Here is a 22,111-nt window from a genome sequence, read left to right on the forward strand (position 1 = left end):
CCTGACGCTGATTAACAACGCTGCCTACGTGGACTTGGTTCAGGGGGGCGAAATCGATATCGCCATTTCACCTCAGCAAGCGACCATCGGCAGCCTGCTTACCCACGTCCGCCGGGGCGATATTGTCAATGTACACTCACTGCGCCGTGGTGCTGCGGAAGCCATCGAGGCGATCGCCCACGGTGATAAGCAGTCGTCCAAAGTGGTCGGCCGCACCATTGCTGAGATCAATCTGCCTGAAGGCACCACCATTGGTGCCATTGTGCGAGGCAAAGAGGTCATGATCGGCCATGGGGATGTGATGGTAGAGAGCGGCGATCACGTCATTCTGTTCGTGATTGATAAGCGGCGAATTCGTGATGTAGAGCGGCTATTCCAAGTGGGATTAACGTTCTTTTAAGCCACTCGGAACTCGCCTGTGATGTCGTTAGCATCCATCGTTAACAACGCTATGCGTTAAATCTCCACCGCGCGACCAATAAACTCAATTGGTCCCGTTGGTAAGCCGGTGGGTGAACCGGTGTCATCTTCTAGGGTGAGTTCAAAGAGCTGGTTATTCTCAAGCGGCGGTAACTGGTCTAAACGCAGACGCAGCGGTTGCCCTGGCTCTACTAGGCCAAGTGAAACCGGCGCTTGCCAATCATCCGCCTTGGTCCAGAACTCCAGTGCTTTGCCTTCGGGCACATCAAAAACGCCCAGCGGGATCAGTTGAATCTCTTGGCGGCTGGCGGCCTGCACGACCCACCCTGCTGATTGAGTCTGCGGCGCTAACAGCACCACCATATATTCCGGCGTTGTTGGTGCCGTGGAGACATTGGTCAATATCACCCCCATAGTCACCGCGGCAGCCAAACCAAGGCCGGTAGCGGCGCGCCAAAATGGTAGGCTGTGCACCAAGCGGCGTGGCGTTGGTGCCACTCTTGGAGCACGCGCTGATCTTTTCGACGCGGCGTGCATGCTGCGCTCTATGCGCGGCCATAAATAATCTGATGGGGTAACAGGATCAACGATCGCGGTGTAGGGGAAAAACTGCTCTTCCCAGTCAGCCACGATGGTTTGTAATTCTGGATCATTGGCCAAACGTGCCTCAAAGGCTTCTCGCTCAGCGATGGGTAACGAACCTAGCACGTACTCCCCTGCAAGTGCATACAGGTCATCGTTTTCGTTTGAACGTGTCATGACATACACTCCCGCAGGCGAAGTAAACTTCGCTTAATCCAGGCTTTGACAGTGCCTAGCGGCGCGCCAGTGTGTGCAGCAATCTCGGCATGACTTAACCCATCCACGTAGGCATGTAGCACACAGTTGCGGCGCTCGGTTTCCAATTGCTGCAAGCACTCATCCATCTGTTGGCCAGTCTGCCAGTCAAAGGCCTCCGCCGTTGTCGATAATGACTGTTGGTAGGTATCATCATCGGCTAGCTCGCCTGGGTCGTCGATATCCACCCTGATTTCTCGGTCGCGCTGGCGAATAGCGTTTAAGGCTAAGTGGCGGGCAATACTGAATATCCAGGTGCGGGCAGAGCCCCGCTCGGGGTCGAAACTATCGGCACGCTGCCAGATGTTCAGGCAGGCATCGTGGACAATGTCCTCAGCCATACCGCGGTCTTTCACAATGCGCATGACAACGCCAAGCAGTCTGGCACCCTCTTGACGATAAAGTTGGTGTAGCGCCGCTTGCTCGCCACGCGCGCAGCGGGCAAGCGCATCAGCATAATCAAAGTCGTTAGCTATCGTAGACACGCCTATATCAGACACATGCTAGCTCCCTGGTGACACGCCGATACAGTCGTCGATACTATTCACAAATACTATCGCCAATACTGTTATCGCCGCTCTTTTGGCTAGCATAGCGGCTAGAGACTCGCGAGACGAGCCTCTAGCCTTACTTAGATGTGTTTCTTGAGCAAAACATTGCTTAGCAAAAGTGTTACTTACCACTTAGCAATAAAAGGACTTAGTTAGCTGTCCAGAAAATATAATCTGCCTGGTAGGTGACGACTGCGGTGGCACCGTCATGGCCATCATCGCAAGCCACATCGGGTGCGACACCACCTTGAGTGTTCAGGCGTTGAATGTAGCTAACGCCAGTCATTGCGCCCTCACCTTCCGCAGGATTGGCTTCAACGAGCTGCAACGGAATATTGCCATCACCATTCGCGGCAGTTGCCAACTGAGTGCCGGTCACTTTGGAGCCATCCAACGCTTCCCAAGTAGCAGGCGGTCCATAGTAGCTGCCAACTTGAGCACCATCACTGTCGTTCAGCGCCGCGTGAGGGCCTTTGAATACCCAGCCCATAGTGCCGTCGTCTTTGGCTTCGCACATGTAGGTAATCGCACCCACACCGACTGTTTCCAGAGCGACGGTATTGCCATCGGGCACTTGAACGTCGGCAGGCGTCATATCTGCCAGCGCAACGTGACTGAAGGATGCAATCAAGGTAGCGGCGAGTGCTGCACGCGTAAGAGGTTGGATAGTCATTTCAGTCTCCTTGGGTTTTGTATCAACCACTGCAAAGTGTGGCTGTATAGGGGATACACGCGAGAAGACGTTTTGGATGCACTCTTTTTAGAAAATAATTAAGAAAAAAGCGCCTAAAAAATTTGAGGCGCTTTTTATGTATATAAATCAGTTAATTAATTATTGGCTAACACCATCCACTGCAACCTGTCGGGGGCAGGCATTGCCATTCTGATCAAACAGGTGGCAATGCTGGCCTGCAAGCCCCAAACGCACCGCTTGGCCCTCTTGTAGGTAGGTCAAACCATCCAAACGCTGGGTAAGTGGGGCATCGATGCCTGCTACCTGCCAATGCGCCAGCGTTTCGTAACCCAGCTTTTCCGCCACCATTAAGGTCGCACTCAGCGTGGCTTCTGCCTGTTCGGCTGCGACAAAATCTTCTGCCCGCAGCCCAAGCGTTGCGCTATCCCCTGACTGAAGGTGCTTGCCATTGACTGCTACTGTCAGCGTGTCGCCGCTATGCAGGCGCACGACTGTTTGACGCTCGCCTGGGTCTACCACCGTAACGGGAAAGGTATTAATCCGTGGCGAGCCGATGAACTCGGCCACCTCAAGGGTTTTAGGGAAATGATAGAGCGAAAGCGGCGCGCCGACCTGGGCGATACGGCCACGGGAAAGCAGCACAATTCGGTCAGCCAGCGTCATCGCTTCCACTTGATCGTGAGTCACGTAAATCATGGTGGCGTTCAAGCGCTTATGCAGCGCCGCAATTTGCACCCGCATATCCACCCGCAGCGCAGCATCCAGGTTAGAGAGCGGCTCATCGAACAAAAAAACCGCGGGCTCTTTTACCAAGGTACGGCCAATCGCTACCCGCTGACGCTGGCCACCGGAAAGATCTTTAGGTTTGCGTTCCAGCAGTTCAGTCAAGTGCAACATGTCAGCGGCATGCTGAACGCGACGACGAATCTCGGCTTTATCAGTGCGCGCCAGCTTTAAGCCAAAGGCCATGTTTTCCGCCACGCTCATATGCGGGTAAAGCGCATAGGATTGGAACACCATGCCGATATCCCGCTCCTGGGGTGGAATCTCATTGATTCGCTGACCATCAAGCTGCATATCGCCTTCGGTGATATCTTCCAAGCCAGCGATCATGCGCAACAGGGTGGATTTTCCACAGCCAGAGGGGCCAACGAAGACCACAAACTCGCCATCTTCGATCGTAAGATCGATATCCCGGGAAATTTCCACACCGTCAAAGGATTTACCAATACCGCTAAGCGTTAAACGTCCCATGGTGCATCCTCCTCGGACGGTGGGCAGCAGGCAATCGCCACGCCGTAAGGTGGTAGCCGTAGTTGCCCATCCTGCCACTCGCCGTTTAGCCAAGCAGGCGAACCCTTCAGTGATTCAGCGCTTTTAGGCGCCCCGCGAGTGACGGTTTGGTCGCTAAAATTCAGCGCAATCAGCAGGCGTGTGTGTTGATAGGTGCGCTCTAAACAGAGCACCTCATCATGCACGGCGTGATAGCGCACTTCGCCTTTGACTAACGCTGGCTGGGTGCGGCGAAACGCTAAAAACTCACGGTAGGCATTGAGCAACGAACCGGCATCGTTATCTTGCTGATCAACGGCAAGGCTGGCGTGCGAATCGGGTACTGGCAGCCAGGGAGTGACATCACTAAAGCCAGCGTGTCGCGCGTCGGCTTGCCAAGGGTGTGGCGTTCGGCAACCATCGCGACCTTTATAGGCAGGCCAAAAGGTGATGCCCGCCGGGTCCACCAACTGCTCAAACGCCAGTTCGGCTTCTGGCAAGCCAAGTTCTTCACCTTGGTAAAGGCACACACTACCCCGCTGGGTAAGCAAAAACACCATAAAAAGCCGCAGCTTATCCAACTGCCCTTCAGCCTGCCAGCGGGTGGCAAGGCGGGTGACATCGTGATTCCCCAGCGCCCAACAGGGCCAGCCATCGCCAATCCGCGCCTCCATTTCGGTAAGCGTTTTATGCAAATAACCAGGGTCGGCTTTGTCGGTCAGCAGGTTAAAGGAGTAGCACATGTGCAGGCGATTGCCGCCTTGGGAGTATTCCGCCATCACGCCCAGGGCGTCATCGTCACCAACTTCTCCGACGCTCGTCGAGCCTGGGTACTCATCGAGCAGGCCACGCAGGCGCTCTAAAAACAGCAGATTTTCCGGCTGGGTTTTATCGTGCTGGTGCAGCTGGTAGCCATAGGGGTTGTCCGGGCGAACACCTAAAAAGCTTTCGGTTACTGCTGCACGCGGAGGGTTATCGTTAAGCTCGCCATGGGTGCAGAAGTTCACCGCATCAAGACGGAAGCCGTCGACGCCACGCTCCAGCCAAAAGCGCGCTTCTTCCAGAATGGCATCCACCACAGCGGGTGTGCGGAAATTGAGATCCGGCTGGCTGGCCAGGAAGTTATGCAGATAGTACTGGCAACGGCGCGTATCCCACTGCCAGGCGCTACCACCAAACACCGACTGCCAGTTGGTCGGTGGCGCACCATCAGGCTTGGGGTCGGCCCAGACATACCAGTCTGCTTTCGGGTTATCACGACTTTTACGGCTCTCTTCAAACCAGGCGTGCTGATCAGAGGTATGTGACATTACCTGATCAATCGTCACCTTCAGCCCTCTGGCATGGGCGGCTTCAACCAGGCGATCGAAATCTTCCAGGGCGCCAAACATCGGGTCAACACCACGGTAATCGCTAATATCGTAGCCGAAGTCTTTCATTGGCGAGGTAAAAAACGGCGACAGCCAAATGGCATCTACGTTTAGCGAGGCAATGTAATCAAGCTTATCGATCACCCCTTTTAAGTCACCAATCCCATCGCGCTGGCCGCCCTTTGCGTCGCCATCCATAAAGCTGCGCGGGTAAATTTGGTAAATCACTGCGCCGCGCCACCAGTCAGCGCCTTGGCTGCCAACGTAGTGGGAAGTAGAAGATGCCTGCATCATTATATTGTCCTTATCATTACCTGTTGATTGGCATGATGCAGCGTTGATCAAAAGATAAAATCCTCCCCTAGAGGTAGCAGTGGGCGTAGGTATTAGGAGTAGATGTTAGGAGTAGCCGCCACCGCCGCTCATAAGCACTGTTTACTCTCCTCTTATTCTCCTTGAATATGCGCCAATAATTGCCCCGCCAGCGCAATGGCTTCATCACGCCGCCGAATATTCTGTTTTTGATAAAGGCTGCGGATATGCGTTTTGATGGTGGTCGGCGCCACCGATAGCTGTTCAGCGATCTGCTCATTAGAGAGCCCAGCATGAATCAGCCCCAAGATTTGCCACTCTCGGCGAGTGAGTGGCGATGTGCGGATAAGTTCAGGCACATCGGGCCGTGCCACAATGTTGGCAATGACTGTCTCGTCCAGCATCAAGCGCCGGGCGCTGCCAAAATCTTTTTGGCGACCAGCTAAGGTCAACAACCGTTCCGCGCGAGCCTGTTCAAGGGGGGCTAAGCTGTTACTTGCTAATAGCGTCGACAGCAGCTCCCCCAGTGGTTTGCCTAAGCGTAAAAAGCTGCCTACCAATGCAGTGCGGGAAGCTAAACGGAGTGCCTGCTGCATATGGCTACTTGCATGGGCGGTTTTCCCCTGATGCCAAGCCACCGCCGCTAAGCACAGCTGGTTGCGATTCGCGTCAGTCACTAACCCCAATCGCTGGGTGTGGGCTTCAAGGGCATCCAGCAGTTCGCGGGCCTCTTCATAGCGCCCCAAGAGTGTTAATGCACGGGCATGATTACGTACGTTGCACTGGGAAAAGTGATTGGTGGCATGCTCGGTAAGTGGTTCTGGCGCTTCTTGGCGCCAACGCTCAACCGCATCCATATCGTGTGTCGATTGCCACCACGCCAACAGCGTTGCATGGGCATTGGCTACCCAATCAATGTGGTAATCCCCTTCTGAGAGAATTTTACGCAGCCTACGAATGTGGTCGGCACACTGCGCTTGATCTCCCCGGCTCTGGGCGATTTTAGCGAGCTGAATATGGCACTGTAGCGTCCAGCGCTCACCTTGATTGTCTAACACCGCAATACCTTTCAACGCAGCCTGCTCGGCTTCGTCTAAGCGATGCCACTCCCAAAGCACCTGGCTGCGAATGCGGTACAAAAACTCCGCAACCGGTAAATGTTCAAGTTCGGCGCGCTCTAGATGGGCAAAGGCGCGCTCTTGAATATCGTAGGCGGCCTGCAAGCGTCCCTGAGCCACCAGGGTTTCAGACTGATGACAGTATGACCACAGCAGCAGCTGATGATCGTTGCGCTGACGAGCTTGACGCTCTACTTCGCTAACGCGCTGAAGCGACTCTTCCAGATAGCCCAGAACAAAGCGTGCTTCACTAAGAATAGCGGTGGCGGTCAGTGGTGTTGACGCCAGATAGCGAGCAGGCGCCGCAAGCGCTTGCTCAGCCAGTGGCGCTGCGCGCTCAGCATCACCATGGTTAATCGCCAATTGGGCACGCAACGTGGCAAATTCGGCGCTCAATGCCTGCCATTCGGGCTCATCCAGCTGCGCCTCTATCCATCCGATCACTCGTGCCGTGATATCAAACTGAAATTGCCCATGGGATACCCAGCCATAGAGCAGCGCATGCTCCGGACGTTTTGAAAGTCGCGGTTCGCCCAACAGTGCAAAGCCTTGCGCTAATAACGCATAAGCTCCACTGGCTAGTAATGCAGGGCCCTGCGCGGTCAGCAAGCTAGCAACATCCTCTGGCTCCTCGGCTAAGATTGCCTGTCGTAGCGCCATGATCGGATCATTTAGCGCTAACCACGCCCGGCTTGCCCGCTGATGCAACCTTCGTTGGGTGGCTAAATCAAGCTCGTGGCGGCGGTGGCGAAGATACTCGCCAAACAGCCGCTGAAAGCGGAACCACTGGCTATGCGGGTCGGGCCGTTCAATAAAGAGTCCTGCTTGCTCAAACGCTTCCAAGCGCTGGGTTAGCCGCTCCCCTTCCAACAGGCGCGCCATTAGCTCGGGCGAAAAGCGCTCTAACACCCCCAACTGAAGCATCAGCTCGCGCTCTTCGGCAGGCAGAGCGGCAGCGAGCAGTTCATCAAACCAAGCGACAAAATCAGGGTGCGCACCGCTTAAGCGCTCTACCAGCGCATCAAATCCCGCACGCGTAGTGGTTCGCTCAACCAGCCAGTTAAGCGCTACAATCCAGCCACCGCTTCGACGCAAGGCGCGTTCAAGGCTTACCCGGGTGGGCGAAAAACTTAGCTGTTCGGCACACAAGGTGTGTGCTTCTTCGCTGTCAAAGGCCAAGCCATGAAGGTCGATCTCTTCAAGCTCCCCTCTCAATCGCAAACTCGCCAAACCAAGCGCGGGTCGCGAGCGGCTCGCCAGTGTCAAAGTCAACCAAGGCGGCTGATGACGCAGCCAGTGAGCGACACCCGCCAAAATATCGGGATGGGTTACGTGTTCAAATTCATCGACGACGAAACGACACGGGGAACGTTGCTCGGGTAACTCTCCCAACCAGCGCTCAAGCTGCTCAATGCAGTCAGCATTGTCAGCCATGGATGAAAGCACACCGGTATCATCGAATAGTTTATTCAACGCTGCCCGCCAGTAGGTTAGAAAGCGTGCTGGCTGGTTATCACGTTGATCCAATCGTAGCCAAGCGGCCTCCTGCTCCAGCGCGGGCAATCGTTCGGCCAGCAGTGTCGTTTTGCCATAACCCGAGGGCGCTGCCAGCACCAGCAGGCGGGTGCGCTCGTTTAAGGCGAAATGATCATTTAGACGTGGCCGGGCCACTACACTAAGCGGCAACGGCGGTGCCTTTAGCTTTTCTTGGAGTAACGACATCAGCGCCTCCCGATATCAGTGCTTTTACCTAACAAAAAGCCCGCGACACGTCGCGGGCAATCAGCATTGGAGAAACAGTTTTCGCTAGCGAGCAGCGGCTTACGCTTAGAACCTCTGTCTAGAACCTCTGTCTAGAACCTCTGTCTAGAACTTCTGCTTAGAACCATACTTCGCTTTGTACGCCAAAGGTAAATTCACCGCCAGTGAATCCATCGCTACCCAGAGAGCTGGCACCGTAGCTATTAAGGCTCTCGTCCCAGTCGCTGTAAGTCGTGAATAGACGGATTTCAGGACGCTTCCAGAAACCACCTACTTCCGGCTTGAAAGTCGGTGCGATAGTGAACTTCATATAGTCACCATCGACCGCGTTACGGTCACTGTAGCCCTGTGGGTCTAAATCCATCCACTGATAGCTAGCTTCGTACTGCATTTCGAAATTCTGATTGATTTCATTGGCCAGACGCACGTTTAGCGTCGCCCAGTCATAGCTGTCACCGTTAGCGAAGCGATCTTCACTGGTTTCAGCCAGTATCGACGGTGCAATACGCCACGTCGGTGCAATATAGGTTGTTCCGTATAACGCCAGCCGCGTTGCGGTAGCATCATCCGTCAGATCGCCGTTGCTACCCAACCCTTTAACTTCGGCCCCTAAGCCTTGGCCGTGCAGTACAGCGGCCTTAAAGTTACCTTCGCCCATGCCAAAGAAGCTGTCGCCGTGGTAAGCCACCATGGTATGCCAGCCGCTATCAGCCGCGGTTTGGCCTACGCCAATATCACGCTCATCGTTATCCGCAGCAGACATGCCGTTGACCATGACCTGCCAGTTACCGAAGTAATTATTAGAGGTCAACACGAGGTTATCCGTATCGCTATTTTCTCCATCTAAACCGGGATTTTCACGGTTGACGAGCGGATAGTCGCTGAAGCTGCGGCCATAAACTGAAAGGTTACTCTTCCAGTTATCGGCTAGCTGCATATCGTATATACCGCCACCGGTACCGGCGAGAAAGACGACATCGCTATCTAGCCAATGGATATCAAAGTTATCACGGTCAAAGCGCTTACCGGCCCAAATAGAAGCGTTTTCAAACGCGCCGGTAAAGCTTGGCAAGTCGCTAAATTCGGCATACACCTGACGCACGTTTAGGTTGGTATCGTCACCTACCCAATCGTTACTGGAATTAGTACCGGCAGCCAACATCGTGGTGTAACGGGCTTTTGCACCGTTATCAAACTGCATGCGGTAGTTAAGAATGGCTTCAGAGTAAGTATCCGGTTCGTTGCCCAAACGACCAACGGCACCACCATTGCCACCCGCGGGTGTTAGATAAGGCCCAGCTGGTGCGCTTTTGCCATCTTCACCAATTAGCAGGCCGGAACGCGCATAGACATTAAAGGAGAACCCCTCTTCACCGCTGGATTGGCGCTCTACACGGGCAAGGCGTTCTTCAATATCAGCATTGGTGGCGGACGCACTTGACGATGATGCAGCATGTCCCTGCTCAGCTAACTCAGCGCGACGCTCTGCAGCCTCCGCCCGCTGCTCAGCAGCGGCAATTCTTGCTTCTAACTGAGCAAATCGCTCTTCCAATGTTGTGTCGGCGCTAGCAGTACCACACAGCCCAAAACTGGCAGCGGCGATAGCAATGGCAAGAGGTGTTCTGAATGTCATTTTGTGCATTGTTTTAAACCTTAATTTATTAAGCCCTTGTTTTTAAATCCATATCCTTAAAACCCATACTCTTAAAAGCGGTATTGCTAAGAGCTGCCTTGCTAAGAGCTGCCTTCCTAACAACTATGCTTTAAAAAAGAGTTTTAAAAATTGCTTTAAAAACTTGGCTTTAAATCTTTTATTTTTGAAATTTTGTTGAAAACGTAAGTTTCTGATGCTTTTGCTTTAAGCCTTTCTTCGAGCCAAAGACACCCGTCTGTCGCTTTACTGCACGGATAGCCCACGTTCATCAACACGCCCAACGACTCTCCCGCTGAGTGGCGCTAAACGCTGTTCTGCGAACCAAAATCAGCAGATTACGTTGCAAAGCAACTACGTTTTATCCCGTCAACTAACGGTAAAAACAACTTAATCGATTAAGAGATAGTAAACCAACAAGAAATCACTAATTATCGACTAATGTCTAAACTGTTTTTTAGATTAGAAAAAATCAATTCAACCGCATTAGACAAAAGTCGCTATTGAACTTGTCATGACGAGACGGCTAACTGGCACCTTACTTAATCGTTTAAGTAGGCGCTGCAAGCGCTTTTAACACTCATTACCCATAACAACAAATGCCGAGGAATGCCCTATGAAAAAGACACTACTCACTTCTGCCATTGCTTTGGCTAGTCTCGCTAGCGCCACAGGCTCTGCTCAAGCGGCTGAGTTAACCATTTCTTGTGGCGCTGTTGGCGCGGAGCTTACCCTTTGCCAAGAAGGTGTGAGCGCCTGGGAAGAGAAGACCGGCCACAGTGTCGATGTGGTTTCAACGCCAAACTCATCTACCGAACGTTTGTCACTTTACCAACAAATTTTATCCGCTAACTCTAGCGACATTGATGTCATGCAGATCGATGTCGTCTGGCCCGGCCTACTCGCTAATCACCTGCTTGATTTAAGCGAAGTGCTGGGTGAAGACGCCGCGGCAGGCCACTTCGACACCATTGTCACCAACAACACTATCGATGGCCGCCTAGTTGCGATGCCCTGGTTTACCGACGCAGGTGTTCTGTATTACCGCGCAGACCTGCTGGAGAAACATGGCCATGACGTGCCGACCACGTGGCAAGAACTGACCGACATCGCGCGTGATATCAAAGATGCCGAGCGCGCAGAAGGCAATGAGCGTATGCAGGGTTTTGTCTTCCAGGGGCGTGCTTATGAAGGACTTACCGTCAATGCACTGGAGTGGGTATCAAGCTTCGGTGGCGGTACCGTGGTAGATCAGGATGGCGAAGTCACCATCAATAACGAGAAAGCTGCTGAAGCGCTGGATTTAGCAGCCTCATGGATTGGCGATATCTCTCCGGAAGGCGTGCTGAATTATACCGAAGAAGAAGCCCGTGGCGTTTTCCAGGGCGGCAATGCCGTATTTATGCGCAACTGGCCATACGCCTGGTCACTGGCTCAAAGCGAAGATAGCGATGTACGTGGCAGCGTCGGCGTTACCCAATTGCCCGCAGGTGGAGAAGACGGTCGAAGTGCAGCTGGCTTAGGCGGTTGGAACTTAGCAGTATCCCGCTATAGCGAACATCCCGAGCTCGCCGCTGACCTGGTCGCCTTCTTAGCCGGTGAAGAAGAGCAAAAGCGTCGTGCCATCCAAGCGTCCTATAACCCCACCATCGATGCGCTTTACCAAGATCAAGAGGTACTGGAAGCCGTGCCATTCTTTGGCACTCTTTACGACACCTTCACCAACGCCGTTGCCCGTCCGTCAGCACCTACCGGGGATGCCTATGGCCGTGTTAGCAATGCCTTCTTCAGCACTTCGCATGATGTGCTTTCGGGCACTAAAAATGGCGCTGACGCCGTCGCTGACCTCGAAGGCGATCTACTCCGCCTGAAGCGTCGCAACTGGTAACCGCGGAGATACCTATGTCGACCTCTTCTAACAATAGCGCGCCCCTGGAGGCGCGCTCAGCCGCAGCGCCAGCGCGTCGGCATCGCGGCACTAAAGTACGCCGTCAGCGGGTCAAAGCGGCTTGGCTGTTCTTAGCGCCCATGTTGATCGCATTAACGTTGGTGGCTGGCTGGCCGTTAATGCGAACATTTTTTCTAAGCTTTACCGATGCCTCACTATCGGATCTGGGGGCGGCTAATCTAATCGGGTTTGAAAACTATCTGGTTTACGACAATGGCCGCTGGTTCGGGGTTCTTGCTGACCCAGTCTGGTGGCAATCTGTTTGGAATACGGTTTATTTTTCGGTGGTATCTGTCTCTTTAGAAGTCATTTTCGGTGTCATTGTGGCGCTTATTCTAAATGCAGAGTTTAAGGGTCGGACGATTGTTCGCGCGGCAGTGCTAATTCCGTGGGCAATTCCTACCATCGTTTCCGCCCAAATGTGGGCGTGGATGCTCAACGATCAGTTCGGCATCATCAACCACCTGCTAATGACGGTTGGGATTATCGACAATCCGATCGCCTGGACAGCTAGCGCGACTTACTCAATGTGGGCCGTCATCATGGTTGATGTCTGGAAAACAATTCCGTTTGTCGCCCTGTTGGTGTTAGCCGCCCTACAGATGTTGCCAAAAGATTGCTACGAAGCCGCAGAAGTAGACGGCATTCATCCCCTGCGTGTGTTCTTCAAAGTTACCCTGCCGCTGATTACGCCAGCTTTGATGGTGGCGGTAATTTTCCGTCTTCTAGATGCCCTACGGGTGTTCGACGTGATCTACGTACTGACCTCTAACTCAACCAGCACAATGTCGATGTCAGTCTATGCGCGCCAGCAGTTGGTTGAGTTCCAGGATGTTGGTTACGGCAGTGCTGCCTCTACCCTGTTGTTCTTGATTATTGCCCTGGCCACCGTTGCTTACCTCTATTTAGGCCGTAACAAAATACAACTAGGAGGTGACTGATGAACCAACGTCAGTTAGCCAAAATTGCCAAGCGCGTCGGCTTTTGGGCCTTAATTGCGCTGATTATGGTATACGCCGTTTTCCCATTTTATTACGCGGTCATTACCTCACTTAAACCTTCCAGCGAGCTTTTCCAGGTTGAACTTTGGCCCTCCAATTGGAACCTGGATAACTATGCGCAGATTTTTAGCCAGTCGAGCTTTATCCGTGCGATTTTTAACTCGGTCGTCGTAGCATTTAGCGTTGTTTTCATCGCGCTACTACTGGGCATCACCGCCTCTTACGCGCTGGGACGAGTTCGCTTCCGTGGTCGCTCGACCGTCATGCTGGTCATTCTTGGGGTTTCCATGTTTCCTCAGGTTGCGGTGCTCTCAGGCTTGTTTGAGGTGATTCGCGCACTAAATCTCTACAACAATCCCGCTGGCCTCATTCTGAGCTACACCATTTTCACGCTGCCCTTCACCGTCTGGGTACTTACCACTTTCATGAAAGAACTGCCCATGGAGTTGGAAGAAGCCGCCATTATGGATGGCGCTACGCCCTGGATTACGATTACTAAAGTCTTCCTACCGCTAATGTGGCCCGCCATGGCAACCACTGGCCTGCTCGCCTTTATTGCGGCGTGGAATGAGTTTCTGTTTGCCTTAACCTTCACACTCACTGATGCCCAGCGCACCGTGCCTGTTGCCATTGCCCTGCTGTCAGGTGGTAGCGCCTACGAGCTGCCTTGGGGGCCAATCATGGCCGCGTCGGTGGTCGTCACCGTGCCCCTGGTTATCTTGGTCATCATTTTCCAACGTCGCATTGTTTCAGGCTTAACTGCGGGCGCAGTTAAAGGCTAAGCGTGGGTGTCATTTACGTTTCATTAAGGATTTATTCATGCAAGACAACCTGACCTGGTGGCGCGGCGGCGTTATCTATCAAATTTACCCGCGCAGCTTTTTAGACAGCCGTGGCGACGGTATTGGTGACTTGAAAGGCATTACCGAAAAGCTCGATTACGTCGCTTCTTTGAATGTTGACGGTGTCTGGCTATCGCCTTTCTTTACGTCTCCCATGTTGGATTTCGGTTATGACGTCAGCGACTACCGTGACGTTGATCCAATGTTTGGCACCCTAGATGATTTCAAGGCGTTGCTCGACAAGGCCCATTCACTTGGGCTGAAAGTGATGATTGATCAAGTCATCAGCCATACCTCCGAACAGCACGCTTGGTTTAAAGAGAGCCGCCAGAATCGTACCAACCCCAAAGCCGATTGGTTTGTATGGGCAGACCCTAAGCCCGATGGCACACCCCCTAATAACTGGCTATCTATTTTTGGCGGCCCTGCCTGGACCTTTGATTCACGCCGCCAGCAGTATTATCTACACAACTTTTTGACCAGCCAGCCGGATGTCAACTTCCACAACCCGGAAGCTCGTCAGGCACAGCTGGATAACATGCGCTTCTGGCTGGATCTTGGCGTTGATGGTTTCCGCCTTGATACCGTCAACTTCTACTTCCACGATGCCGAGCTGCGTGACAACCCGCCGGTGCCCAAAGGCGAATCCAAAACCTTGGGCGCACCGGAGACTAACCCCTACACGTGGCAGCGTCATGTCTACGATATTAGTCGCCCTGAAAACGTAGATTTCTTAAAAGACCTACGCGCCTTGATGGATGAGTATCCCGGCACTACGAGCGTGGGTGAAATCGGCGATGACAACCCACTTGAGCGCATGGCGGAGTACACCGCAGGCGGTGACAAACTGCACATGGCTTATACCTTTGACTTGCTCAATAAGCCAAGCTCCGCCAGCTATATTCGTCATGTTATTGAGCGCTTTCAGCGCTTAGCGGGCGATGCCTGGCCCTGCTGGGCAACATCCAACCATGATGTTGAGCGCAGCGCATCACGCTGGGGAGCTGAAGAAGATCCCATTGCTTACCCTAAAGTAATGCTCGCCATGCTGTTCTCCCTACGCGGCAGCGTCTGCCTTTATCAAGGGGAAGAGCTAGGGCTGCCAGAAGCCGATGTGCCCTTCGAGCGCATTCAAGACCCTTACGGCAAAGTGCTCTGGCCAGAGTTTAAAGGCCGAGACGGGTGCCGCACGCCGATGCCATGGACCGATGGCCCCCAGGCAGGTTTCTCGGCCATTGAGCCATGGCTCCCGGTAGAAAAACGCCATCTGCCATTGGCGGTTAGCCGGCAGCAAACAGACTCGGACTCAACGCTTAACGCTGTGCGCCGGATGCTGACCTTCCGCCAAACGCACTCCGCGCTGTTCGACGGTGATTTAGAGTTGATTGAGGTTGGCGAGGAGTTACTGGGCTTTATTCGTCAAAATGACCAAGAAAAAGTGCTGTGTGTCTTTAACCTGACGGGGAGTGAGCTGCAAGCAGCACTCCCCTTAGACGTCATCGGCGACCTGGAAGGACACGGCTTCACTACGACACGTCAAGATAATGTGCTGACGCTGCCCGCCTATCAAGCCGCCTTCATGCACGTTGCTTAGTCACATCAATGGTAATACTTAACAACAACACTCAATAACAACACTCAATAACGATAGTCGGCCCGATACGAGGAATGCAGCATTGAGGCCGACAAGGAGCTAACCATGGCAAGTGTTACGCTTGAAAAGATCAACAAAGTATTTGGTCGTGATCACATTATTAAAGACGTTGACCTGACCATTGGCGATGGTGAATTTGTCGTCTTTGTTGGCCCATCCGGCTGTGGCAAATCTACGCTGCTGCGCCTTATCGCGGGTCTTGAGTCGATCACCGACGGTGACTTAAACATTGGTGACACGCTGGTCAATGACCTTCCCCCACGTGAACGTGGTGTGGGCATGGTGTTCCAGTCGTATGCGCTTTACCCGCACATGACCGTTTATGACAACATGGCCTTTGGCTTGAAGCTTGCCAAAACGGACAAAGAGACGGTCCATGAACGGGTAATGAGTACCGCTAAAATTTTGCAGCTTGAAGACCTGTTGCACCGCAAGCCGAAAGCACTGTCAGGCGGTCAGCGCCAGCGTGTTGCAATGGGCCGCGCGATGGCTCGGGAACCTCGCATTCTGCTTTTTGATGAGCCGCTTTCTAACCTAGATGCGTCGCTGCGAGTACAAATGCGCAACGAGATCGCGAGGCTGCACAATCGGCTGGGCTCTACGATGATTTATGTGACCCACGACCAAGTCGAAGCAATGACCCTGGCAGATAAAATCGTGGTGCTAAAAGGCGGCCATATCGAGCAAGTAGGCAGCCCACATGAACTTTATCAACGCCCAGCCACCCAGTTTGTCGCAGGTTTTATCGGTTCACCGACGATGAATTTTATGCCTGGGGAGCTTGCCAGCGGTTCAACAGATGGCTGTCGGGTGACTGCAAAAGGATTGGGAGAGATCGCACTGCCCCAAGCCGCAGATAGCTATCGTACCGGCAGTTCGCTCACCTTAGGCATACGCCCCGAGCACCTACGCTTAGAGGCACCTAAGGGCGATAACTGCTTTGAAATTTTCAATGTCGAGTACCTGGGTAACGAGGTCTATGTCTACCTAGAACCCAAAGAGGGCGATACACTGCTTATCCACCGCAGCGAAGCCCCGAGCCAGTGGGAAGAAGGCCAAAAAGTATCCCTAGTGCCTGACATTGAGCATGTGCATCTATTTGATGAAAATGGTGCGGCGTTGATGCTTTCTGAGACACGCTCTGCGGCTTAGCGAACACTATCGACTGCGCTGTTGCTGAGCGAACAACGGCCTTTGATGCTGCTACCTCTATAGCAACGGTAGTGGAAACAACGTCAAGGCCGTATTTTTGTGCGCTAGATTCAATTCATTAGCCTGCGATGTAAAATAACGCCCAAATAATTAAACAGGATAGGAAACCCGTGACTGCCCATCGTCGAATGACTCTCAAGGATCTTGCCACAGAACTCGGCGTTTCCACCGCGACAATATCAAACGCTTTCAACCGCCCCGACCAGCTATCACCGCTGCTGCGCGATCGTATTTTAAGCGAGGCCAAACGCCTTGGGTATAACGGTCCAGACGCCAAGGCCCGCAGTCTACGCACCGGGCGCTCCAGCATTGTTGCGGTTATTCTTGCCGAAAGCCTGACCTACAGCCTCAATGATGCTGTCGCCAGTGAGTTTTTATCCGGTGTCGCTGAAGTACTTGATGCTCATGGTCATACCATGCTGCTACTGCCTGGCAGAGGCCATGCCTCCCAGCCGCCAGGGTCTGCAAACATTGCCGATGGCTTTATCGTTTACGGCCTGATGCCTAATAACAAGCTTCTAAGCGAGCTGCCTGCGCAGCGCCCACTGGTGTCTGTGGATTTCGACATTGATGGCAGCCCGACTGTGCATATCGATGATCAGGATGCGAGCTACCACCTTGCTCAACATGCGTTAAAAGCGCGACCCCAGCGCCCTGCAGTGGTTAATCTTCGTCTGACAAAAGAGTATTGCAACGGCCGAATAAGCAATCAGCACACGCTACTTCCAGACAGCAGCACCATCAGCCGTGCACGTCTGGCTGGATTTCAGGCTGCACTCACCGAACATGGCTTTGATACTGAACAGGTCCCACTATGGAATATCGAAGAGAACGTGTTTGACGTGTGCTCACCCGTGATCACAGACATCCTCGACTTGCCTGCCACGCAGCGCCCGGATCTACTGTTATGCATGTCAGACCGTATTGCGCTTACCGCGCTGACGCTAGCCGAACAGCGTGGCATTCACGTACCGGGGGAGCTAAGAATCACCGGCTTTGATGGCATTGCTGAAGGGCAATATAGAGCACCGCGTTTAACGACCGTGCGCCAGGACAGTGCGGGCAAAGGCCGCGTAGCGGCAAAAATGATTCTAGGGCGGATACCCAAAACCCAGCAGCTACTCAAAACTGAGTTGCTGCTGGGCGACACTTGCCCATAAGGGTCGGCCAGGTGTTATTTGGCCGTTTTCTGCATCGCAAGAGCGGTATCTAACATCCGGTTGGAGAAGCCCCACTCATTGTCGTACCACGCCATAATTTTCACCAGGCGGCCATTCACACGGGTGTGATTGGCATCAAAAGTAGACGAATGTGCATCATGGTTGAAGTCAATAGACACCAGCGGCTGTGCGTTAACCGCTAGCACAGACGAATTCGCCGCTGCTTTTTCAACAATGGCGTTGATCTCCTCTTTGCTGGTATCGCGGCTTGCCGTAAATGTTAAATCTACCAGGGAAACGTTGATCACCGGTACGCGTACGGCTAACCCATCAAACTTACCTGCCAGTTCCGGCAAGACTAAGCCAACGGCCGCTGCTGCGCCTGTTTTGGTCGGAATCATCGAATGCGTCGCGCTACGCGCGCGGTAAGGATCGGAGTGATAAACATCCGATAGGTTCTGGTCGTTGGTGTAGGCATGCACCGTGGTCATCAAGCCATTTTCAATACCTACAGCATCGTTTAACGCTTTGGCGACAGGTGCCAAGCAGTTAGTCGTGCACGACGCATTGGAGACCACCGTGTGCTCCGCCGTCAGAATATCGTCATTAACGCCATATACGATAGTAGCGTCAGCATCAGGGCTGGGGGCAGAGATCAGCACACGCTTAGCACCCGCCTCTATATGCTTGGCAGCGGCTTCTCGCTTAGTGAACAAACCAGTGCACTCCATGACGAGATCAATGTTCATCGATGCCCAAGGAAGCTGGCTAGGGTCTCGCTCCGAGAGGATCGCGATACGGTCGCCACCCACACGAATACTTTCGGCATCATGCTCAACGGCAAATGGAAAATGGCCGTGAACCGTATCGTGACGCAACAGGTGCGAGTTTAGGGAAGGATCACCTAAATCATTAATCGCAACCACTTGGATACGATCCCGATAGCTGTTTTCGTACAGCGCACGCAGTACGTTACGACCAATCCGCCCAAACCCGTTAATAGCAACTCTTATTGTCATGGTGGCACCTCAATCAAGCAGTGGTAGTCGATGGCGCATTCAGTAAAAAATTACTAAAAATACGTATTTATTTTCCTCATGGACAGTTTTCACCTTTCAAAAACTGCCAAAAAGACTAGAAACACTCCAATATGTAGTAAAATTACTATACAAGGACTATCGTAGTCCAATAATTAATCACCGCCAAGATGATCAGCAGGAGTAACCTTTATGACTCGCCCAACCTCTCCCACTCCCCTTCGCCGTACCAAGATTGTCGCGACACTTGGCCCAGCAAGCGATCGCCCTGGCGTGCTGGAAGCCATGCTAAAAGCGGGCGTTGATGTCGTGCGGCTAAATTTCTCCCATGGCGCTGCCGACGATCACCGCCGCCGCTTGCAAGAGGTACGCGAGATCGCCCAGCGACTAAATCGCAGCGTAGCCGCCCTGGGTGACCTGCAAGGGCCAAAAATCCGTATATCACGCTTTGCCGAAGGCGCCGTTCATTTGGACATTGGCCAGGCCTTTGTGCTCGACATGGCACTCGATGCCAATAGCGGCACGGCCGAGCGGGTTGGCTGTGATTACAAGTCGCTGATTGACGATGTCGCCCCTGGTGACCGCCTACTGCTGGATGATGGCCGTGTCGTGCTGGACGTCACCTCGATTATTGGTCAAGAAGTGCACACGCGCGTTCACGTAGGTGGCAAGCTTTCCAATAACAAAGGCATTAACAAGCAAGGCGGTGGATTATCCGCCCCGGCACTTACCGAAAAAGATAAAGAAGACCTAAAAACCGCGATCGATATCGGGGTGGATTACCTGGCGGTATCGTTCCCACGCAGCGCGGCTGATATGCAAGAAGCGCGCGAACTGCTCGGCGAAGCAGGTAAGGAAATAGGTCTGGTTGCCAAGCTTGAGCGCGCCGAAGCGGTTGCCGATGATGAGACACTGGATGGCATTATCGAAGCCTCTGAAGCCGTGATGGTCGCGCGAGGCGACTTAGGCGTAGAAATTGGCGATGCCGCACTGATCGGCACTCAAAAACGCATCATCAAGCATGCTCGCACGCTTAACCGCGCGGTCATTACCGCCACACAAATGATGGAGTCGATGATTGAGTCGCCACTGCCCACCCGCGCCGAAGTATTCGACGTGGCTAACGCGGTACTTGATGCCACCGACGCTGTCATGCTTTCCGCGGAAACAGCCGCGGGTGACTATCCGGTAGAAACCATTCAAGCGATGGATCGGGTATGCCTCGGCGCTGAACGCGAGCGTATTGCTCAGTCATCAGGCCACCGTATCCATGAAGGCTTCGAGCGCATTGATGAAACCATTGCCCTCTCTGCCATGTATGCCGCTAACCACCTCACCGGGGTACGCGCCATAGCCTGTATGACCTCGACAGGTTATACGCCACTGATTGCTTCACGCATTCGCTCTGGCCTGCCGATTGTTGGCCTTGCACACAGCCCGATTGCCCAACGGCGTATGGCGCTTTACCGCGGCGTCGTGTCGATTCCCTTCGACACCACCCATATGGATCCTAAAGAGCTCAATCAAGAAGCCGTCAAGCTACTCCAAGCGCATGGTTTGGCACACCCTGGCGATCATGTCATTCTTACCCGCGGCGATCACATGAACGCCCACGGCGGCACTAACACCATGAAAGTGCTGGCCGTCGAAGAAGCGTAAACCTAACAGCGACCTGAAATAGCCGGAATGTTAACTGGAGAGCCATGCCATGAGCGATGCACGTCCACCCCGCCAAGCCGTTCGTACGCTGCAACCGCGTAAACGCATTGCGCTAATTGCCCACGACGGCAAAAAAACCGAAATGCTGGAGTGGGCAACACGCTGGCAGGAAACACTCAGCCAGCACGCTCTTATTGGCACGGGTACCACCGCTGGGCGGCTCAAAAATACGCTTGGTCTTGAGGTCGAGGGATTGATGAGCGGGCCGCTGGGCGGTGACCAGCAAATTGGCGCGCGGATTGCCGAACAACAGCTAGACGTGCTGATTTTCTTCTGGGATCCGTTTGCTCCTCAACCCCACGATCCTGATGTCAAAGCACTGCTGCGTTTAGCCGCGCTATGGAACGTGCCGGTGGCATGCAATGCGGCGAGCGCCGACTTTTTGCTGTCGTCGCCCTATCTCAGTGAACGCTACGATATGTCTATTCCGGATGCACAGGCCTGGGCTCAAGCCCGTACGGTATAGCTCTTAACAACTCAAGCTCTAAACAACTCAAGCTCTAAACAACTCAAGCTCTAAACAACTCAAGCTCTAAACAACTCAGGCACTGAACGAATCAATGGGGCTTATCGGGTACGTAGGTGGCGCGCCACGACTTGCTGCCCACACTGATAGTCGCCGTTCATAGCATTCAGGGCGCAGCGCAGGGTGAGTTCAGCAATGCGATCATAATCTTGCAACGCTGAATTCACCGCTTGCGGCAGAAAATCCAGCAAACGGTGGTCGCCAAAGGTGGCCAACCGCATATTCTCTGGTAACCCGCCGCGCTCCAGAAACACGTCAAATACCCCTTCCATCAGCACATAAGACGCGGTGATCAACGCATCAGCGCCGCCCTTCTCATCCAGCAGTTGAGCGGCAAGACGGGCGCCTTCGCTACGCTCGTAGTGCGTACCGCTAAGTAAAACCGGCTCGATAGAGCTATCTTTTAGCGCTGACTGAAACCCCACTCTCCGCTCGCGACTGATCGACAAGCTTGGCATCGCTTCTAACCACGCCACCCGCCGCGCGCCCCCCGTAATGACCGAGCGGGTTAGCGCATATGCCGCGTCTTGATCGTTACTGACGACACTGGCAAAACGCGTCGGCGCAAGCCCACGGTCCATGCCCACAACACACCAACCTTCATCCACCAACTCAGCATAGAAGCTGTCATCTTCGGCCAGGCAGCTGGCGGTAATAAGCACCTCACAACGCTGCGCGCGAAGCGCCAATGCCAAAGCCCGCTCACTATCGGCACAGTCATCTGAACTAGCCACCAACAGCTGATAGCCCTGCTCTCTCGCGCCACGCTCTAAGCGTTTCGCCAACCGCGCATAGCTGATATTTTCAAGGTCAGGCACGATCAAACCAATCAGCCGACTTGCCCCACGACGCAGCGCCGCTGCCTGCGGGTCAATGTGATAGCGATGCTGTCTGACTACCGCCATTACTTTCTCAATGGTGGCATTACTAATACGCCGTTGCTCGGCCTGGCCATTAATTACATAGCTCGCCGTGGTGCGCGATACGCCCGCAAGCCGGGCAATGTCGGCAAGTGTCATGCAATTC

General features: G+C 53.6%; 18 protein-coding genes. 9 read left to right on the forward strand and 9 right to left on the reverse strand.

Annotated features, from left to right (window positions below; all coding sequences use genetic code 11):
* Positions 1-400, forward strand: a 400-nt coding sequence (locus HVE01_RS18150; protein ID WP_286365168.1) for a TrkA C-terminal domain-containing protein, incomplete at its 5' end; no start/stop codon positions are given.
* 56 nt (positions 401-456) lie between these two features.
* Here HVE01_RS18150 and HVE01_RS18155 read toward each other — a convergent pair.
* The 7 genes from HVE01_RS18155 to HVE01_RS18185 form a co-directional block, all read right to left on the reverse strand.
* On the reverse strand, positions 457-1,179 hold the full coding sequence (locus tag HVE01_RS18155) for an anti-sigma factor (RefSeq protein WP_125747066.1): 723 nt from the start codon (positions 1,177-1,179) through the stop codon (positions 457-459).
* Complete coding sequence (locus HVE01_RS18160; protein WP_240645162.1) at positions 1,176-1,757, reverse strand: sigma-70 family RNA polymerase sigma factor; 582 nt, start codon at positions 1,755-1,757, stop codon at positions 1,176-1,178. Before HVE01_RS18160 ends, HVE01_RS18155 begins: the two co-directional genes overlap by 4 nt.
* 199 nt (positions 1,758-1,956) lie before the next feature.
* A complete protein-coding gene (locus HVE01_RS18165; protein WP_125747065.1) occupies positions 1,957-2,481 on the reverse strand; it encodes a DUF3455 domain-containing protein in 525 nt (174 codons plus the stop codon).
* 159 nt (positions 2,482-2,640) lie between these two features.
* Complete coding sequence (ugpC, locus tag HVE01_RS18170) at positions 2,641-3,756, reverse strand: sn-glycerol-3-phosphate ABC transporter ATP-binding protein UgpC (RefSeq protein WP_146945286.1); 1,116 nt, start codon at positions 3,754-3,756, stop codon at positions 2,641-2,643.
* Complete coding sequence (locus tag HVE01_RS18175; protein WP_146945287.1) at positions 3,744-5,438, reverse strand: alpha-amylase family glycosyl hydrolase; 1,695 nt, start codon at positions 5,436-5,438, stop codon at positions 3,744-3,746. Before HVE01_RS18175 ends, ugpC begins: the two co-directional genes overlap by 13 nt.
* 152 nt (positions 5,439-5,590) lie before the next feature.
* Positions 5,591-8,296 (reverse strand): HTH-type transcriptional regulator MalT, encoded by a 2,706-nt coding sequence (gene malT, locus HVE01_RS18180; RefSeq protein WP_146945288.1) that lies wholly within the window; start codon positions 8,294-8,296, stop codon positions 5,591-5,593.
* Positions 8,297-8,453: 157 nt separating this feature from the next.
* Positions 8,454-9,977, reverse strand: a complete 1,524-nt coding sequence (locus HVE01_RS18185) for a carbohydrate porin (RefSeq protein ID WP_146945289.1) — start codon at positions 9,975-9,977, stop codon at positions 8,454-8,456.
* Positions 9,978-10,602: 625 nt separating this feature from the next.
* Between HVE01_RS18185 and HVE01_RS18190 the strand changes: the two genes are divergently transcribed.
* The 6 genes from HVE01_RS18190 to HVE01_RS18215 all read left to right on the forward strand — a co-directional run bounded on the left by HVE01_RS18190 (position 10,603) and on the right by HVE01_RS18215 (position 17,803).
* Positions 10,603-11,874: an ABC transporter substrate-binding protein gene (locus HVE01_RS18190; protein ID WP_125747055.1), complete on the forward strand. Its 1,272-nt coding sequence runs from the start codon at positions 10,603-10,605 to the stop codon at positions 11,872-11,874.
* 14 nt (positions 11,875-11,888) lie between these two features.
* Positions 11,889-12,875 (forward strand): carbohydrate ABC transporter permease, encoded by a 987-nt coding sequence (locus HVE01_RS18195; RefSeq protein WP_125747053.1) that lies wholly within the window; start codon positions 11,889-11,891, stop codon positions 12,873-12,875.
* On the forward strand, positions 12,875-13,717 hold the full coding sequence (locus HVE01_RS18200; RefSeq protein ID WP_120387153.1) for a carbohydrate ABC transporter permease: 843 nt from the start codon (positions 12,875-12,877) through the stop codon (positions 13,715-13,717). Before HVE01_RS18195 ends, HVE01_RS18200 begins: the two co-directional genes overlap by 1 nt.
* Positions 13,718-13,754: 37 nt before the next feature.
* Entirely contained in the window at positions 13,755-15,371 is a 1,617-nt protein-coding gene (locus HVE01_RS18205) for an alpha-glucosidase family protein (protein WP_146945290.1), read from the forward strand.
* A 105-nt stretch (positions 15,372-15,476) separates the two neighbouring features.
* Positions 15,477-16,583, forward strand: a complete 1,107-nt coding sequence (locus tag HVE01_RS18210; RefSeq protein WP_146945291.1) for an ABC transporter ATP-binding protein — start codon at positions 15,477-15,479, stop codon at positions 16,581-16,583.
* Positions 16,584-16,771: 188 nt separating this feature from the next.
* Positions 16,772-17,803: a LacI family DNA-binding transcriptional regulator gene (locus HVE01_RS18215; RefSeq protein ID WP_146945303.1), complete on the forward strand. Its 1,032-nt coding sequence runs from the start codon at positions 16,772-16,774 to the stop codon at positions 17,801-17,803.
* Between the two features lie 14 nt (positions 17,804-17,817).
* On the opposite strand, the gene gap is transcribed toward HVE01_RS18215, so the two are convergent.
* Positions 17,818-18,822, reverse strand: a complete 1,005-nt coding sequence (gene gap / locus HVE01_RS18220; RefSeq protein ID WP_125747046.1) for a type I glyceraldehyde-3-phosphate dehydrogenase — start codon at positions 18,820-18,822, stop codon at positions 17,818-17,820.
* A 210-nt stretch (positions 18,823-19,032) separates the two neighbouring features.
* On the opposite strand from gap, the gene pyk reads away from it, so the two are divergent.
* Positions 19,033-20,499: a pyruvate kinase gene (gene pyk / locus HVE01_RS18225; protein ID WP_146945292.1), complete on the forward strand. Its 1,467-nt coding sequence runs from the start codon at positions 19,033-19,035 to the stop codon at positions 20,497-20,499.
* Between the two features lie 49 nt (positions 20,500-20,548).
* Positions 20,549-21,025 carry a methylglyoxal synthase gene (locus HVE01_RS18230; protein ID WP_146945293.1) on the forward strand — a complete coding sequence of 159 codons (477 nt, stop codon included), beginning with the start codon at positions 20,549-20,551 and terminating at the stop codon, positions 21,023-21,025.
* Between the two features lie 101 nt (positions 21,026-21,126).
* Here HVE01_RS18230 and cra read toward each other — a convergent pair whose 3' ends face one another.
* Positions 21,127-22,104 carry a catabolite repressor/activator gene (gene cra, locus HVE01_RS18235; RefSeq protein ID WP_146945294.1) on the reverse strand — a complete coding sequence of 326 codons (978 nt, stop codon included), beginning with the start codon at positions 22,102-22,104 and terminating at the stop codon, positions 21,127-21,129.
* Between the last annotated feature and the right edge of the window lie 7 nt (positions 22,105-22,111).

The sequence above is a fragment of the Vreelandella venusta genome (assembly GCF_007989605.1).
In the GTDB taxonomy this organism is placed as follows: Bacteria; Pseudomonadota; Gammaproteobacteria; order Pseudomonadales; family Halomonadaceae; genus Vreelandella; species Vreelandella venusta.

Bases quoted from the DNA above. Each gene is read 5' to 3' on its own strand.
- cra (WP_146945294.1), bottom strand. From the start codon at position 22,104: ATGACACTTGCCGACATTGCCCGGCTTGCGGGCGTATCGCGCACCACG.
- HVE01_RS18200 (WP_120387153.1), top strand. From the start codon at position 12,875: ATGAACCAACGTCAGTTAGCCAAAATTGCCAAGCGCGTCGGCTTTTGG.
- HVE01_RS18165 (WP_125747065.1), bottom strand. From the start codon at position 2,481: ATGACTATCCAACCTCTTACGCGTGCAGCACTCGCCGCTACCTTGATT.
- HVE01_RS18205 (WP_146945290.1), top strand. From the start codon at position 13,755: ATGCAAGACAACCTGACCTGGTGGCGCGGCGGCGTTATCTATCAAATT.
- HVE01_RS18210 (WP_146945291.1), top strand. From the start codon at position 15,477: ATGGCAAGTGTTACGCTTGAAAAGATCAACAAAGTATTTGGTCGTGAT.
- HVE01_RS18230 (WP_146945293.1), top strand. From the start codon at position 20,549: ATGAGCGATGCACGTCCACCCCGCCAAGCCGTTCGTACGCTGCAACCG.
- HVE01_RS18175 (WP_146945287.1), bottom strand. From the start codon at position 5,438: ATGATGCAGGCATCTTCTACTTCCCACTACGTTGGCAGCCAAGGCGCT.
- gap (WP_125747046.1), bottom strand. From the start codon at position 18,822: ATGACAATAAGAGTTGCTATTAACGGGTTTGGGCGGATTGGTCGTAAC.
- HVE01_RS18190 (WP_125747055.1), top strand. From the start codon at position 10,603: ATGAAAAAGACACTACTCACTTCTGCCATTGCTTTGGCTAGTCTCGCT.
- ugpC (WP_146945286.1), bottom strand. From the start codon at position 3,756: ATGGGACGTTTAACGCTTAGCGGTATTGGTAAATCCTTTGACGGTGTG.
- HVE01_RS18215 (WP_146945303.1), top strand. From the start codon at position 16,772: ATGACTCTCAAGGATCTTGCCACAGAACTCGGCGTTTCCACCGCGACA.
- HVE01_RS18185 (WP_146945289.1), bottom strand. From the start codon at position 9,977: ATGCACAAAATGACATTCAGAACACCTCTTGCCATTGCTATCGCCGCT.
- HVE01_RS18155 (WP_125747066.1), bottom strand. From the start codon at position 1,179: ATGACACGTTCAAACGAAAACGATGACCTGTATGCACTTGCAGGGGAG.
- pyk (WP_146945292.1), top strand. From the start codon at position 19,033: ATGACTCGCCCAACCTCTCCCACTCCCCTTCGCCGTACCAAGATTGTC.
- HVE01_RS18195 (WP_125747053.1), top strand. From the start codon at position 11,889: ATGTCGACCTCTTCTAACAATAGCGCGCCCCTGGAGGCGCGCTCAGCC.
- malT (WP_146945288.1), bottom strand. From the start codon at position 8,296: ATGTCGTTACTCCAAGAAAAGCTAAAGGCACCGCCGTTGCCGCTTAGT.